The sequence below is a fragment of the Ruegeria sp. J8 genome, from assembly GCF_056531925.1.
Map to the genome: position 1 here is coordinate 1 of NZ_JBQFMR010000009.1, position 15,050 is coordinate 15,050.

General features: G+C 57.8%; 9 protein-coding genes. 2 read left to right on the plus strand and 7 right to left on the minus strand.

Going from position 1 to position 15,050, the window contains the following annotated elements; all coding sequences use genetic code 11:
- From ACR0L1_RS17365 to rpsL, 4 genes are all read right to left on the minus strand, one after another.
- Positions 1–166 (minus strand): GTP-binding protein (locus ACR0L1_RS17365; protein WP_480860237.1); only part of this gene is annotated, 166 nt, incomplete at its 3' end.
- A 60-nt stretch (positions 167–226) separates the two neighbouring features.
- Complete coding sequence (gene fusA / locus ACR0L1_RS17370; protein WP_170774631.1) at positions 227–2,344, minus strand: elongation factor G; 2,118 nt, start codon at positions 2,342–2,344, stop codon at positions 227–229.
- Positions 2,345–2,362: 18 nt separating this feature from the next.
- On the minus strand, positions 2,363–2,833 hold the full coding sequence (gene rpsG, locus ACR0L1_RS17375; protein WP_039529242.1) for a 30S ribosomal protein S7: 471 nt from the start codon (positions 2,831–2,833) through the stop codon (positions 2,363–2,365).
- A 15-nt stretch (positions 2,834–2,848) separates the two neighbouring features.
- Positions 2,849–3,220 (minus strand): 30S ribosomal protein S12, encoded by a 372-nt coding sequence (gene rpsL / locus ACR0L1_RS17380; protein ID WP_480860069.1) that lies wholly within the window; start codon positions 3,218–3,220, stop codon positions 2,849–2,851.
- A gap of 398 nt (positions 3,221–3,618) precedes the next feature.
- On the opposite strand from rpsL, the gene ACR0L1_RS17385 reads away from it, so the two are divergent.
- Positions 3,619–4,425, plus strand: coding sequence for a putative rhamnosyl transferase (locus tag ACR0L1_RS17385; RefSeq protein WP_480860070.1), 807 nt, complete (start codon positions 3,619–3,621; stop codon positions 4,423–4,425).
- Here ACR0L1_RS17385 and ACR0L1_RS17390 read toward each other — a convergent pair.
- On the minus strand, positions 4,410–5,279 hold the full coding sequence (locus ACR0L1_RS17390; protein ID WP_480860071.1) for a DMT family transporter: 870 nt from the start codon (positions 5,277–5,279) through the stop codon (positions 4,410–4,412). The genes ACR0L1_RS17385 and ACR0L1_RS17390 overlap by 16 nt on opposite strands.
- A 158-nt stretch (positions 5,280–5,437) precedes the next feature.
- Between ACR0L1_RS17390 and ACR0L1_RS17395 the strand changes: the two genes are divergently transcribed.
- Complete coding sequence (locus ACR0L1_RS17395; RefSeq protein ID WP_480860072.1) at positions 5,438–6,361, plus strand: adenylate/guanylate cyclase domain-containing protein; 924 nt, start codon at positions 5,438–5,440, stop codon at positions 6,359–6,361.
- A gap of 106 nt (positions 6,362–6,467) precedes the next feature.
- Here the strand turns inward: ACR0L1_RS17395 and rpoC are convergent, their stop codons facing one another.
- Positions 6,468–10,709, minus strand: a complete 4,242-nt coding sequence (gene rpoC, locus ACR0L1_RS17400) for a DNA-directed RNA polymerase subunit beta' (protein WP_170791100.1) — start codon at positions 10,707–10,709, stop codon at positions 6,468–6,470.
- A gap of 50 nt (positions 10,710–10,759) precedes the next feature.
- Complete coding sequence (rpoB, locus tag ACR0L1_RS17405) at positions 10,760–14,896, minus strand: DNA-directed RNA polymerase subunit beta (RefSeq protein ID WP_480860074.1); 4,137 nt, start codon at positions 14,894–14,896, stop codon at positions 10,760–10,762.
- Between the last annotated feature and the right edge of the window lie 154 nt (positions 14,897–15,050).

Genomic DNA, 15,050 nt, shown 5'->3' on the forward strand with positions numbered 1-15,050 from the left:
TCCCGCGCGCTTTCTCTTCCGGCGCACCGTCAATCTGGTCATACGCTTTGAAGTCACCGAAATACTTGGTGATCGCTGCGGTCAGCGTGGTCTTACCATGGTCAACGTGGCCAATCGTGCCGATGTTGACGTGCGGTTTTGTACGCTCAAACTTTTCCTTTGCCATGATGGCCTCCTTTTTCGGTAATGAAGGGAGCCCGTGAACCGGACTCCCTCAAATCTTTGGTTATGCGTATTTCGCCTGGATCTCGTCCGAGATGTTCTGCGGAACCGGATCGTAGTGATCGAACTGCATGGTGAACTGGGCACGGCCCGACGACATCGAACGCAGAGTGTTGATGTAGCCGAACATGTTCGCCAGCGGAACGAACGCATCGATCGCGATCGCGTTGCCGCGCGGTTCCTGACCAGACACCTGGCCACGACGCGAGGTCAGGTCGCCGATGATACCGCCGGTATATTCTTCCGGGGTGATCACCTCGACCTTCATGATCGGTTCCAACAGTTTCGCGCCAGCTTTGCGCATGCCTTCACGCATACACATACGGGCCGCGATTTCGAACGCCAGAACGCTCGAGTCAACGTCGTGGAACTTACCGTCCAGCAGGGCAACCTTGAAGTCGATCACGGGGAAGCCAGCGAGCGGGCCGCTATCCATGACCGAGTTGATGCCTTTTTCAACACCCGGGATGTATTCCTTCGGAACGGCACCACCAACGATGCGGCTTTCGAACGAATAACCTTCGCCTGGCTCGGTCGGCTGGATTTCCAGCTTAACTTCACCGAACTGACCCGAACCACCCGACTGTTTCTTGTGGGTGTAGGTGTGTTCAACCGGCATCGAGATGGTTTCACGATAGGCCACCTGCGGTGCACCAATGTTCGCTTCAACCTTGAACTCGCGCTTCAGACGGTCAACCAGGATGTCCAGGTGAAGTTCGCCCATGCCCTTCATGATGGTCTGACCGGATTCCAGGTCAGTTTCCACACGGAAGGACGGGTCTTCGGCGGCCAGACGGGCCAGACCCTGGGACATCTTCTCTTGGTCGCCCTTGGTTTTGGGCTCAACCGCGATCTCGATCACCGGATCGGGGAAGGTCATGGTTTCCAGAACCACCGGATCCTTCGCGTCACACAGGGTGTCACCGGTGGTGGTGTCTTTCAGACCCGCCAGCGCGATGATGTCGCCTGCAAACGCTTCTTCGATCTCTTCCCGGTTGTTCGAGTGCATCATCATCATACGACCGATGCGCTCTTTCTTACCTTTGGTCGAGTTCAGGATCGAGTCACCCTTGTTCATGGTGCCCGAGTAGATCCGGGTGAAGGTCAGCGAGCCAACGAAGGGGTCGTTCATGATTTTGAACGCCAGACCCGAGAAGGCCATGTCGTCATCAGCACGACGGGCGATGTCACGAACTTCTTCCTCGTCGCCGGGTTTGAAGCCCATGTAATCAACAACGTCCAGCGGGCTGGGCAGATAGTCGATCACAGCGTTGAGCAGAGGCTGAACGCCTTTGTTCTTGAACGCCGAACCACCCAGAACCGGAACAAACGCGATGTCCAGAGTACCTTTGCGCAGCAGGGCGCGCAGGGTCGGAACGTCGGGCTCATTGCCTTCCAGGTATTCCATCATCGCGTCGTCGTCCATTTCGACGGCCGCTTCGATCATCTTGCCGCGCCATTCGTCGGCCATGTCTTTCAGGCTGTCGCGGATCGGAGCTTTGATCCAGCTTGCGCCCAGATCTTCGCCCTGCCACAGCCATTCTTCCATGGTGACCAGGTCGATCAGACCTTCCAGCTCGGACTCGGCGCCGATCGGAATGCCAACCGGAACGGCGCGTGCGCCGGTGCGGTCTTCGATCATGCGAACGCAGTTGAAGAAGTCTGCGCCGATCTTGTCCATCTTGTTGACGAAAACCATACGCGGAACCTTGTAGCGGTCAGCCTGACGCCACACGGTTTCGGTCTGGGGTTCAACACCGGCGTTTGCGTCCAAAACGCAGACGGCACCGTCGAGAACCGCCAGCGAACGCTCAACTTCGATGGTGAAGTCAACGTGGCCGGGGGTGTCGATGATGTTCAGGCGGTGCTTAGGGGTATCGGCGGTTTTACCGTCCTCGGTGCGCTCCCAGAAAGTGGTGGTCGCAGCCGAAGTGATGGTGATGCCGCGTTCCTGCTCCTGCTCCATCCAGTCCATGGTGGCTGCACCATCGTGCACCTCACCGATGTTGTGAGATTTACCAGTGTAATACAGGATACGCTCCGAGCAGGTGGTCTTACCTGCGTCGATGTGCGCCATGATACCGAAGTTACGGTATAGTTCGAGCGGATATTCGCGTGCCATTTTGGATAAGCCTCTGGATTACCAACGGTAGTGGCTGAAGGCTTTGTTCGCCTCGGCCATCTTGTGGGTGTCTTCGCGCTTCTTCACGGCAGTACCGCGGGACTGTACAGCGTCCAGCAGCTCACCGGCGAGGCGTTCTTCCATGGTGTTTTCGTTGCGACCGCGCGCGGCGGTGATCAGCCAGCGGATGGCCAGTGCTTCGCGGCGTTCGGGGCGTACTTCGACCGGAACCTGATAGGTTGCACCACCAACCCGGCGCGAGCGAACCTCGACCGACGGTTTGATGTTGTCGAGCGCTTCGTGGAAAACTTCGACAGGTGCGCGCTTGATCTTGTTCTCAACACGGTCAAAGGCGTTGTAAACGATGCGCTCTGCGACCGACTTCTTGCCGTCGATCATCAGGTTGTTCATGAACTTGGTCAGAACCTTGTCGCCAAATTTGGCGTCAGGCAGGACTTCGCGTTTTTCGGCGGCGTGACGACGTGACATATCAGCCTCTCCTTCTTACTTGGGACGCTTCGCGCCGTATTTCGAACGACGTTGCTTACGATCTTTGACGCCCTGAGTATCCAGAACACCGCGCAGGATGTGGTAACACACACCGGGAAGGTCTTTTACACGGCCGCCACGGATCAGAACAACCGAGTGTTCCTGCAGGTTGTGGCTTTCACCGGGGATGTACGAGATGACCTCGAACCCGTTGGTCAGGCGCACTTTGGCAACCTTACGCATAGCCGAGTTCGGCTTTTTCGGTGTGGTGGTATACACACGGGTGCAGACGCCGCGTTTCTGCGGGCACTGCTCCAGGTGCATGGACTTCGAGCGTTTTACTTTGGGCTGCCGCGGTTTGCGGATCAGCTGTTGAATAGTTGGCATTCCGGTTTCTTCCCCGTTTTGCAACACACATGACATGCACGCGCATTGCGTGCGGTTAAACTTTGCTGCGCTCATGCGTCCACAAGCGCAAAACCCGCGAGCGTTCCCATTCCGAGGTGAACGTCGCGGTTGGTTATCAGAGGACGCGAACTGCAAAATTGTCCGGGTCTTGACCAGTCCATTACTGAGATCGGTTTTGGGGCGGCCCCCGGTACCGAGATGGGCGCGTAATAGGGGGAGTCGGCGCAAGTGTCAACAGTACACCGGACCCACCGCACGACAGGCCGCTTTGCGCTGATATATCCGGTCCGATTGTCGGCCGCCAGTACTGCTGACCGTTGCGAGTTCGCGACCGCAGGGGCATAGTCAGCCACAACGCCACGCACTACGGATGACCCATGCAAATCATCGGCCTGTGCCGCTTTTCCTACCCCGCTCATGGCGGCTTTCAGGTCGAACATGACACGATCGAGGAACGGCGCGCCTATCTCTACCACCCTACCCGGCTGGAAGAGAGGTTTCGCCTGTTCGAAACCACCACCCTGCCCTGTCTGCGCGAACAGACGGATGAGGATTTCCAATTGCTCATCGTGATCGGGGATTGCCTACCGAAACCCGCCTTTGATCGGCTGCACGACCTGACCACAGGCATGAAGCAGGTGCAGATCATCGCCCGTCGCCCCATGCGCCACCGCCGGGTGATGAAAGAGATCCTAAACGCCGCACGTCACGATCCCAACATGCCCTGCATCCAATTCCGGCATGATGATGACGACGCCGTGTCGGTGGATTTCGTCGAACGGCTACGTATCGCCGCTGACGAAGGCGGCGCGCTGATGCGCAACCACAAAACGGTTGCCATCGACTATAATCAAGGGTTTCTGGCACGGTTCGGGCCCGAGGGCATTCACGCCGCGCAGTTGTTTCAACCGCTGCTGGGGATCGGGTTTGCCATGTACGTGCGGGGTGGAAGTGATCTGACAATCATGAATTTTGGGCATCACCGGATCGGTAACTACATGCCGGTGATCAGCTATCCAGACGCGCCGATGTGGGTGCGCACGCTGAATTCGTTCAACGATTCACCCCATGCCCGCAAAAGCAACACTCAGCTTGCACCCCTGACCCCCGAACAAGAGGGCGAGTTCATCGCCCGCTTTGCCATCGATCAGGACGCCGTGCGTCGGGTTCACTCGGGTGGGTGAACTGCCCGCTCACGGAATAGGGTGAAAAGCCCGGCACCCACGACCAGCGCGGCACCTGCCATGGTTACAACGTCTGGCCAGTCTCCGAACACGACCCAACCCAAACCCAGGGCCCAAAGCAAGCTGGAGTAACGAAACGGCGCGATGAACCCCACATCGCCCTCGCGCATAACCATGACGCTGAACAGATAGCCCATCAGTACAAACACCGCCGCCGTCCCCACCATCACGCCCGCTCCGGGCGAAACTGGCACCCAACCTGTTGATACGGTCGCAATCGAGGCCGAAACGGTGATGGTGACGCTTGTGGCCAGCGTCACAACCAGCGACGGCACCTCACTGGACATGCGCCGCGTGATCAGATCCCGCGCCGTGACCGAGATCACGGCGATCAGCGCGTAAATTGCATAGATGCTGAACCCCTCAGGCCCCGGTCGGACGATCAGCAGCATCCCCACAAACCCCATCCCGATAGCCAGAATGCGCCGCCACCCGATCTGTTCGCGAAAAAACAGAACCGCACCCAAAGTCACGGTCAGCGGCAGTGCCTGCAAGACCGCCGTCACATTGGCAAGCGGCATATGCAGCAGAGCGGTCAGGAAAAAGAACGTGGCCGCCAGCTCGGCCAGGCTACGCGCACCGATCAGCCACTTGTCATGTCGCGGGAAGTGCAAATGCAGCGCCCCCAGGTTGCGCGCCATAAGATACACAAGAACCGTCGCCAATGCCCCGCGCATGGCCACCATCTGGAACAGAGGCACCTCGGCCCCTGCCAGCTTGATCAGCGTATCGTTGATGGTAAAGGCCGCCATACTGCCCATCATCAGTAGGGCGCCTTTTATGTTTGGGGTCATCCAAAGTTTCCAAAACTTCCAAATAGAAGACATTGGCAAGATCACGTCAGTTCTTGTCAAGACGTCTTTCCGCCAACCCATCGACGATATGCGAAAGAACAAAACACCTGAAACTGGAAAATCATGTATACTGCTTTTGTTCAAACCGGTGCCTCGTAATGCGGAACGCTCGTCTGTTTGAAATCGGAGTAATCTCTGTCGGCGTCATCATTCTAACGCTCTCGATTATCTCGGCCGTTCTCTACTCAGTTTTGCTCGGAGCATTGCTGTGCAACCTGCTGACGGCTGCATTCGTATGGTATATCTATAACCACGACGCTTGGATCGTCAGCAGACTTTCTTCGGACGATAATCCGCTTATCCTGAATCTGTGCATGACGGGATTTGTTGGTCGGGTCCGTGCAATTACACGGTTTTTGCCGTCTTCACCCCGTTGTCGATTTTGCCTTGTGCCGTTTGAAGGATTGGGGAAAGCCATGGGCATCAAACCTTCCTCCAAAAATCCCAACTTTTGCCAAAGCTGTTTCACAGCTTTGCCTGCCGTAACCATCAATCTTGAGGTCGGAATTCTATTCGCCGATCTTCGAGGTTTTACGGCCTGGTCTGAATCTCATTCCCCTGACGAGGTAACCCGCGTGTTAACCCAGTTCTACGAGATCGCGACGCAAGAAATCACCCGCGATGACGCGATTGTGGAATATATCGGCGATCAGATTATGACGATCTACCCCGTGCCATTGCCCTCACTAAGTGAGCACACGGCAGACAAGATGCTGGCAGCCGCAAAAAGGTTGGTGGCGGGCTTGGACAAAGGTAAGCTGCCACTTGATGTCGGGGTTGGCATGACACTGGGAACTGCAAACGTGGGTTCAATCCAGACCGGTGCAGCCAAAGACTTCACGGCGGTTGGTGACACTGTGAACATAGCCGCCCGCTTTCAAGCAGAAGCCGGACCGCGGGAACTGGTTTATTCTGAAGCCTTCTCTGAACATCTAACCAGTAAGCCTGAGATAGCCGAACAACGTACATTTAACCTCAAAGGCAAGGCTGATCCCGTTAAAGCGTATGTTTTGCGCGTTTGAATGAAGTCTGTCGCCTTCCAGCCCGACGCGTTTGCCCTTGACCCCAGAGGGCAAAAAGGCCCCTGCAATTTTGCAGAGGCCTTTTCTACTTCTCTATTTTCTTGATTTATTCGCGGCTTTCGGGGGCGTCGACCACGATGTCCAGCTCATCCCCGACCATGTCGTCATCGATCAGCGGCGCAGCCAGAGCAGCGGCGGCTTCGGCCTCTTCCCGGCGGGCTTCGATGACGACGTTATCGCGGGTCTGGGCGACCTGACGCACGGCCTGAGTGGCACCACCGGTACCGGCGGGAATCAGACGACCGACGATGACGTTCTCTTTCAGGCCAACCAGCTTGTCTTTCTTGCCCTGAACCGAAGCTTCGGTCAGGACACGAGTGGTTTCCTGGAACGACGCCGCCGAGATGAACGAACGCGTTTGCAGCGAGGCTTTGGTGATCCCCAGAAGGATCGGTTCGCCCTGTGCCGGACGACCACCGCGGGCGATGGTCTTCTCGTTGGCCGCGTCGAACTCTTGCTTGTCGACATGCTCGCCTTTCAGCAGGGTGGTGTCGCCTGAATCCAGGATCTCCCACTTCTGCAGCATCTGGCGCACGATAACCTCGATGTGCTTATCGTTGATCTTCACGCCCTGCAGACGATACACGTCCTGCACCTCGTCGATCATGTAATCCGCCAGCGCTTCGACACCCATGATGGACAGGATGTCGTGCGGAGCCGGGTTACCGTCCATCAGGTATTCACCCTTCTGGATGAAGTCCCCTTCGGCGACCGGGATGTGCTTGCCCTTGGGCACCATGTACTCGATGGTCTCCATGGACTCGTCCGCCGGTTCGATGCTGATGCGGCGCTTGTTCTTGTAGTCGCGGCCAAAGCGCACGTAACCATCGGCTTCTGCGATGATCGCGTGGTCTTTTGGACGGCGGGCTTCGAACAGTTCGGCCACACGCGGCAGACCACCGGTGATATCCTTGGTCTTGGCACCTTCACGCGGGATACGCGCGACAACGTCACCGGCTTCGACGGTCTGACCGTCTTCGACCGACAGGATCGCATCCACCGACATCGGATAGTGAACCGGGTTGCCCGCGTCGTTGCGGACTGGTTCGCCATCTTCACCGACCAGAATGATCTCGGGCTTGAGGTCGCTGCCTTTGGGGGCCGCGCGCCAGTCGATCACGATCTTCTGGGTCATACCGGTTGCTTCGTCGGTCTCGTCGCGGACAGCAAGGCCCGAAACAAGGTCAACGTATTTCGCAGTACCGGCTTTCTCGGCGATGATCGGCAGAGTGTACGGATCCCATTCGAACAGCTTGTCGCCACGGGAAACGGTTGCGCCATCCTTGACGAACAGCTTGGATCCGTAACCCAGCTTGAAGCTGGCACGCTCTTCGCCGTGTTCGTCGTTGATAACCAGCTTCATGTTCCGGCCCATGACCAGGCTTTCGCCTGCGGCATTGATCAGAATCTGCGGGTTCTCGAACGCAACAACACCTTCCTGGTTGGCTTCCTGGAACGACTGCTGACCGCCTTGCGCAACACCACCGATGTGGAAGGTCCGCATAGTCAGCTGAGTACCGGGTTCACCGATCGACTGCGCGGCGATGATGCCGACAGCTTCACCCGTGTTGACCATGGTGCCGCGTGCAAGGTCACGACCATAGCAGGTTGCACAGACGCCTTCCTCGGACTCACAGGTCAGAGGCGAACGGATGCGCATCGACGCAACACCGGCCTCGTCGATGGTGTCGGCCATACGTTCGTCGATCAGCTGACCTGCTGCGACGATCACCTCATCGGTGCCCGGACGCAGGACATCGTCAGCCGCCACACGGCCCAGCACACGTTCGGCCAGCGAGGCAACAACCTCACCGTCGTTCACGGCTGCTTCGGCTGTGATTGCACGTTCTGTGCCACAGTCGATCTCACGCACGATACAGTCCTGCGCCACGTCCACCAGACGACGGGTCAGGTACCCCGAGTTCGCCGTCTTCAGAGCGGTATCCGACAGACCCTTACGGGCACCGTGGGTCGAGTTGAAGTACTCGAGAACGGTCAGACCTTCTTTAAAGTTCGAGATGATCGGCGTTTCGATGATGTCACCGTTCGGCTTGGCCATCAGGCCGCGCATACCGCCCAGCTGTTTCATCTGAGTGACCGAGCCACGCGCACCCGAGTGGGCCATCATGTAGACCGAGTTCGGTTCCTGCTCGGAGCCGTCCTCAGCCCGATCCGACGACGAGATCGTCGACATCATCGCCTCGGTGACGCGGTCGTTACACTTCGACCAAGCATCGACAACTTTGTTGTACTTTTCGCCCTGAGTGATCAGGCCGTCCATGTACTGCTGTTCAAAGTCCTTCACCTGACCGCGGGTGTCATCAACGATACCCCACTTGTCGTCCGGAATGACCATGTCGTCTTTACCGAACGAGATGCCCGCCTTGAACGCTTCTTTGAAGCCCATCGACATGATCTGGTCACAGAAGATAACCGACTCTTTCTGACCGCAATACCGGTAGACGGTGTCGATCACCTGCTGCACTTCTTTCTTCCGCAGCAGACGGTTGACCAGATCGAACGGCGCTTTGTTGTTCATCGGCAGCAAAGCACCCAGGCGCAGACGGCCCGGAGTGGTTTCATAGCGCTTCTGAACTTCGTTGCCTTCGTCGTCGATCTGCGTGATCCGCGCGGTGATCTTGGTGTGCAGGTGCACTTCACCGGAATCCAGCGCGTGCTGAACTTCGTCGATCGAACCGAACACCTTGCCTTCGCCCGGCATGCCTTCGCGTTCCAGGGTCACATAGTAGAGACCCAGGATCATATCCTGCGACGGAACGATGATCGGCGCGCCGTTTGCAGGCGACAGAACGTTGTTCGTCGACATCATCAGAACACGGGCTTCCAGCTGCGCCTCAAGGCTCAGCGGGACGTGAACGGCCATTTGGTCACCGTCGAAGTCAGCGTTAAAGGCCGAACAGACCAGCGGGTGCAGCTGGATGGCTTTACCTTCGATCAGGACCGGCTCGAACGCCTGAATGCCAAGACGGTGCAGTGTCGGCGCACGGTTCAGCATGACAGGGTGTTCGCGGATCACCTCGTCGAGGATATCCCACACTTCGGGACGCTCTTTCTCGACCAGTTTCTTCGCCTGTTTCACAGTCGAAGACAGACCTTTGGCTTCAAGGCGCGAGTAGATGAACGGCTTGAACAGCTCCAGCGCCATCTTCTTGGGCAGGCCACACTGGTGCAGCTTAAGCTCCGGACCGGTCACAATGACCGAACGTCCCGAGAAGTCGACGCGTTTCCCCAGAAGGTTCTGACGGAAGCGACCCTGCTTACCTTTCAGCATGTCCGACAGCGATTTCAGCGGACGCTTGTTGGCGCCGGTGATCACGCGGCCACGACGGCCGTTGTCGAACAGAGCGTCAACAGATTCCTGCAGCATCCGCTTTTCGTTGCGGACGATGATGTCAGGCGCGCGCAGCTCGATCAGACGCTTCAGACGGTTGTTCCGGTTAATGACGCGGCGGTACAGATCGTTCAGATCCGAAGTCGCGAAACGGCCACCATCCAGCGGAACCAGCGGACGCAGTTCCGGCGGAATGACCGGGATTACGGTCATTACCATCCACTCAGGCCGGTTGCCCGACTCGAGGAAGCTTTCGACAACCTTCAGACGCTTGATGATCTTCTTGGGCTTCAGTTCACCGGTTGCTTCGGCCAGATCAGCGCGCAGCTGCTCGGCTTCGGCTTCCAGATCGATCTGGGCCAGCATCTCACGGATGGCTTCAGCACCGATATTGGCGGTGAACGCGTCCATGCCATAGGCATCCTGCGCGTCCATGTACTCTTCTTCGGTCAGCATCTGGCCATAGGTCAGGTCGGTCAGACCGGGCTCGATGACGACATAGTTTTCAAAGTACAGAACGCGTTCCAGATCGCGCAGTGTCATGTCGAGCATCAGACCGATGCGGGACGGCAGCGACTTCAGGAACCAGATGTGTGCAACGGGCGCAGCCAGTTCGATGTGGCCCATACGCTCGCGGCGGACTTTCTGCAGGGTGACTTCCACACCGCATTTCTCGCAGACAACGCCGCGATACTTCATCCGCTTATATTTACCGCACAGACACTCGTAATCTTTGATCGGGCCAAAGATACGCGCGCAGAACAGACCGTCACGCTCGGGCTTGAACGTCCGGTAATTGATGGTTTCGGGTTTCTTGATCTCGCCATAGGACCAAGACAGAATCCGCTCGGGCGACGCCAGCGAGACCTTGATCTCGTCGAAAACCTTCGGGGGCGTCAGCGGGTTGAACGGGTTGTTGGTGATTTCCTGGTTCATTTGTTACCTCAAATCTTGCGCAAGGGGGGACGGGAGAAAGGGCAGCGCCCTTACTCCTCAACCTCCGCATCCAGGAGTTCCATATTCAGGCCGAGGCCACGGACTTCTTTAACCAGAACGTTGAACGATTCCGGTACGCCCGCTTCAAAGTTATCCTCGCCCTTGACGATCGATTCATAGACCTTGGTCCGGCCGGCGACGTCATCCGATTTCACGGTCAACATCTCCTGCAGGGTGTAGGCGGCGCCGTAAGCTTCCAGAGCCCAGACCTCCATCTCACCAAAGCGCTGACCACCGAACTGCGCCTTACCGCCCAGCGGCTGCTGGGTGACCAGGCTGTACGGCCCGGTCGAACGCGCGTGGATTTTGTCGTCCACAAGGTGGTGCAGTTTCAGCAGGTACTTGATGCCCACGGTGACCGGACGCGCAAATTGCTCACCGGTGCGACCGTCGAACAGAACCGACTGACCGCTTTCCGAGAAGCCCGCACGCACCAGCGCGTCGTTGACGTCAGCCTCTTTGGCACCGTCAAAGACCGGGGTTGCGATCGGAACACCGCGGGTTACGTTGCCCGCAGCCTCAATCAGGCCATCCTCGTCCAGACCCGTGATGCCTTCTTCGTAGACATTCTCGCCATAGGCCAGCTTCATCGCTTCGCGCACCGGGGTCAGATCGCCGGACCGGCGGTATTCACCCAGAGCGTCGTCGATGTTCAGACCCAGACCGCGCGCGGCCCAACCCATGTGGGTTTCAAGGATCTGACCAACGTTCATACGCGAAGGCACACCCAGCGGGTTCAGACAGAAGTCAACCGGCGTACCATCGGCCAGGAACGGCATGTCTTCCATCGGAACAACCTTGGAGATCACACCTTTGTTCCCGTGACGACCGGCCATCTTGTCGCCCGGCTGCAGCTTGCGCTTCACGGCGATGAAGACTTTGACCATTTTCATCACACCCGGCGGCAGGTCGTCGCCACGGCGGACTTTCTCGACCTTGTCCTCGAAACGAGCGTCCAGAGCACGCTTTTGCACTTCGTACTGCTCGTTCAGAGCCTCGACGATCTGTGCGTCCTGCTCGCCTTCCAGCGCCAGCTGCCACCACTGACCACGGGTCAGGGTTTCCAGCAGCTCCTCGGTGATCACCGAGCCCAGCTTGACGCCTTTCGGGCCTTTGACAGCGGTTTTACCCAGGATCAGACCTTGCAGACGCGCATAGATGTTGCGGTCCAGGATCGCCAGCTCGTCGTCCCGGTCACGGGCCAGACGTTCGACTTCCTCACGCTCGATCTGCAGCGCACGCTCGTCTTTCTCGACGCCGTGACGGTTGAAGACGCGAACCTCAACGACCGTACCGTAATCGCCCGGTTTCACGCGCAGCGAGGTGTCGCGCACGTCAGATGCTTTTTCACCAAAGATGGCGCGCAGCAGCTTTTCTTCCGGGGTCATCGGGCTTTCGCCCTTCGGAGTGATCTTGCCGACCAGAATATCGCCCGGCTCAACATCCGCGCCGATGTAAACGATGCCCGCCTCATCGAGGTTGCGCAGCGCTTCTTCACCGACATTCGGGATGTCGCGGGTGATCTCTTCCGGACCCAGCTTGGTATCACGGGCGGCGACTTCGAATTCCTCGATATGGACCGAGGTAAAGACGTCGTCACGCGCGATACGTTCACTGATCAGGATCGAGTCTTCGTAGTTGTAGCCGTTCCAGGGCATGAACGCGACGACCACGTTCTTACCAAGGGCCAGTTCACCCATATCGGTCGAAGGACCATCAGCAATAACCTCGCCCTTCTGGACAGTGTCACCAACCTTGATCAGCGGACGCTGGTTGATGCAGGTGTTCTGGTTCGAACGCTGGAATTTGCGCAGACGATAGATGTCAACGCCAGCGTCGCCCAGTTCCAGATCCTCAGTCGCGCGGATAACGATACGCTGGGCATCGACCTGGTCGATGATACCTGCGCGTTTCGCCTGAATCGCAGCACCCGAGTCGATCGCAACCTTTTCCTCGATCCCGGTACCGACCAGCGGTGCCTCGGCCCGCAGCAGCGGAACCGCCTGACGTTGCATGTTCGAGCCCATCAGAGCGCGGTTGGCGTCGTCATTTTCAAGGAACGGGATTAGCGATGCAGCGACCGATACCAGCTGTTTCGGCGACACGTCGATCAGGTCAACATTCTCACGCGGGGCAAGCGTGTAGTCCCCGGCCTGACGGGTCGACACCAGATCGTTGATGAATTTGCCGTCGGCGTCCAGAGTAGCGTTCGCCTGCGCCACGGTGTGACGCATTTCCTCGGTCGCGGACATGTAGTGAACCTCATCAGTCACCTCGGCGTCTTTGACAACGCGGTACGGTGTTTCGATGAAGCCATACTTGTTCACGCGGGCGAAGGTGGCCAGCGAGTTGATCAGACCGATGTTCGGACCTTCAGGCGTTTCAATCGGGCACATCCGGCCGTAGTGGGTCGGGTGAACGTCGCGCACTTCAAAGCCTGCACGTTCACGTGTCAGACCACCCGGGCCAAGCGCCGAGAGGCGGCGTTTATGGGTGACTTCAGACAGCGGGTTGGTCTGGTCCATGAACTGCGACAGCTGCGACGAGCCGAAGAATTCACGAACTGCAGCCGCAGCCGGTTTCGCGTTGATCAGGTCCTGAGGCATGACGGTGTCGATCTCAACTGACGACATACGCTCTTTAATCGCGCGCTCCATGCGCAGCAGACCAACGCGGTACTGGTTCTCCATCAGTTCGCCCACCGAGCGCACACGACGGTTGCCGAGGTGGTCGATATCGTCCACGTCGCCTTTGCCGTCACGCAGCTCAACCAGCGCCTTGATGCAGGCCACGATGTCTTCGCGGCGCAGGGTACGCAGAGTGTCAGGCGCGTCCAGAGCCAGACGCATGTTCATTTTCACGCGGCCAACAGCGGACAGGTCATAGCGCTCGCTGTCGAAGAACAGCGTGTCGAACAGGGCCGAGGCCGCTTCGACGGTGGGCGGCTCACCCGGACGCATGACGCGGTAGATGTCCATCAGCGCGGTTTCGCGGCTCATGTTCTTGTCCTGAGCCATAGTGTTGCGCATGTAGGGGCCGACATTGACGTTGTCGATGTCCAGAACCGGGATGTCGGTGATGCCCGCATCCATCAGATCCTTGACGGTGCCACCGATCAGGTCGCCGTCCTTGTCGTATTCCAAGGTCAGCTCATCACCGGCTTCGACATAGATCGCGCCGTTTTCTTCGTTGATGATGTCCTTTGCGACATACTTACCAACGATGTTGTCGAACGGCACCAGCAGGTCGGTAACGCTGCCTTCGTCGATCAGCTTTTTCACCGCGCGCGGCGTGACTTTCTTGCCCGCTTCGGCAATCACTTCACCGGATTTCGCATCGATCAGATCGTATGTCGGACGGGTGCCGCGGACACGCTCGGGGAAGAACGGCGTGACCCAGCCTTTCTTCTTGTCCAGCTTGTAGGACACGGTGTTGTAATACGCGTCCATGATCGCTTCCTGATCCAGACCCAGTGCGTACAGCAGGGTGGTCACAGGCAATTTGCGGCGACGGTCGATACGGGCGAACACGATGTCCTTGGCGTCGAACTCAAAGTCCAGCCAGCTGCCGCGATACGGGATGATGCGGCAGGCAAACAGTAGTTTACCCGACGAGTGGGTCTTGCCCTTGTCGTGGTCAAAGAACACACCGGGCGAGCGGTGCATCTGGCTGACGATTACACGCTCGGTGCCGTTCACGATGAACGTTCCGTTCGGTGTCATCAGGGGCATGTCGCCCATGAACACGTCCTGTTCCTTGATATCTTTGACCGACTTGGCGCCGGTGTCCTCATCGACATCAAACACGATCAGACGCAGAGTAACCTTCAGCGGCGCGCTGTAGGTCATGTCGCGCTGCATGCACTCTTCGACGTCATATTTGGGTTTTTCCAGATCGTATTTCACGAACTCCAGCACGGAGGTTTCGTTGAAATCCTTGATCGGGAAAACCGACTGGAACACGCCTTTGATGCCTTCGCCGTCTGTGGGCTGTTCTGCATCGCCGGAGCGCAGGAAAAGATCATAAGAAGATTTCTGGACCTCAATGAGGTTCGGCATTTCCAAAACTTCGCGGATTTTGCCGTAATATTTACGAAGACGTTTCTGGCCAAGGAACGTTTGAGCCATGTCAGATGTCACCTTTCGATGTTCTCAGCGGGCAAAGACACCGTCGGGCCCCGGCATCTTGCACAATCGAGACGACACGTCCGGATCAATTCGTGGCCACCGTCCCGAAGGTGGCCTCCCGATCCGAAAACCGTGTCTTAGAAAACGCCCCAAG

Bases quoted from the DNA above. Each gene is read 5' to 3' on its own strand.
- fusA (WP_170774631.1), bottom strand. From the start codon at position 2,344: ATGGCACGCGAATATCCGCTCGAACTATACCGTAACTTCGGTATCATG.
- rpsG (WP_039529242.1), bottom strand. From the start codon at position 2,833: ATGTCACGTCGTCACGCCGCCGAAAAACGCGAAGTCCTGCCTGACGCC.
- rpsL (WP_480860069.1), bottom strand. From the start codon at position 3,220: ATGCCAACTATTCAACAGCTGATCCGCAAACCGCGGCAGCCCAAAGTA.
- ACR0L1_RS17385 (WP_480860070.1), top strand. From the start codon at position 3,619: ATGCAAATCATCGGCCTGTGCCGCTTTTCCTACCCCGCTCATGGCGGC.
- ACR0L1_RS17390 (WP_480860071.1), bottom strand. From the start codon at position 5,279: ATGACCCCAAACATAAAAGGCGCCCTACTGATGATGGGCAGTATGGCG.
- ACR0L1_RS17395 (WP_480860072.1), top strand. From the start codon at position 5,438: ATGCGGAACGCTCGTCTGTTTGAAATCGGAGTAATCTCTGTCGGCGTC.
- rpoC (WP_170791100.1), bottom strand. From the start codon at position 10,709: ATGAACCAGGAAATCACCAACAACCCGTTCAACCCGCTGACGCCCCCG.
- rpoB (WP_480860074.1), bottom strand. From the start codon at position 14,896: ATGGCTCAAACGTTCCTTGGCCAGAAACGTCTTCGTAAATATTACGGC.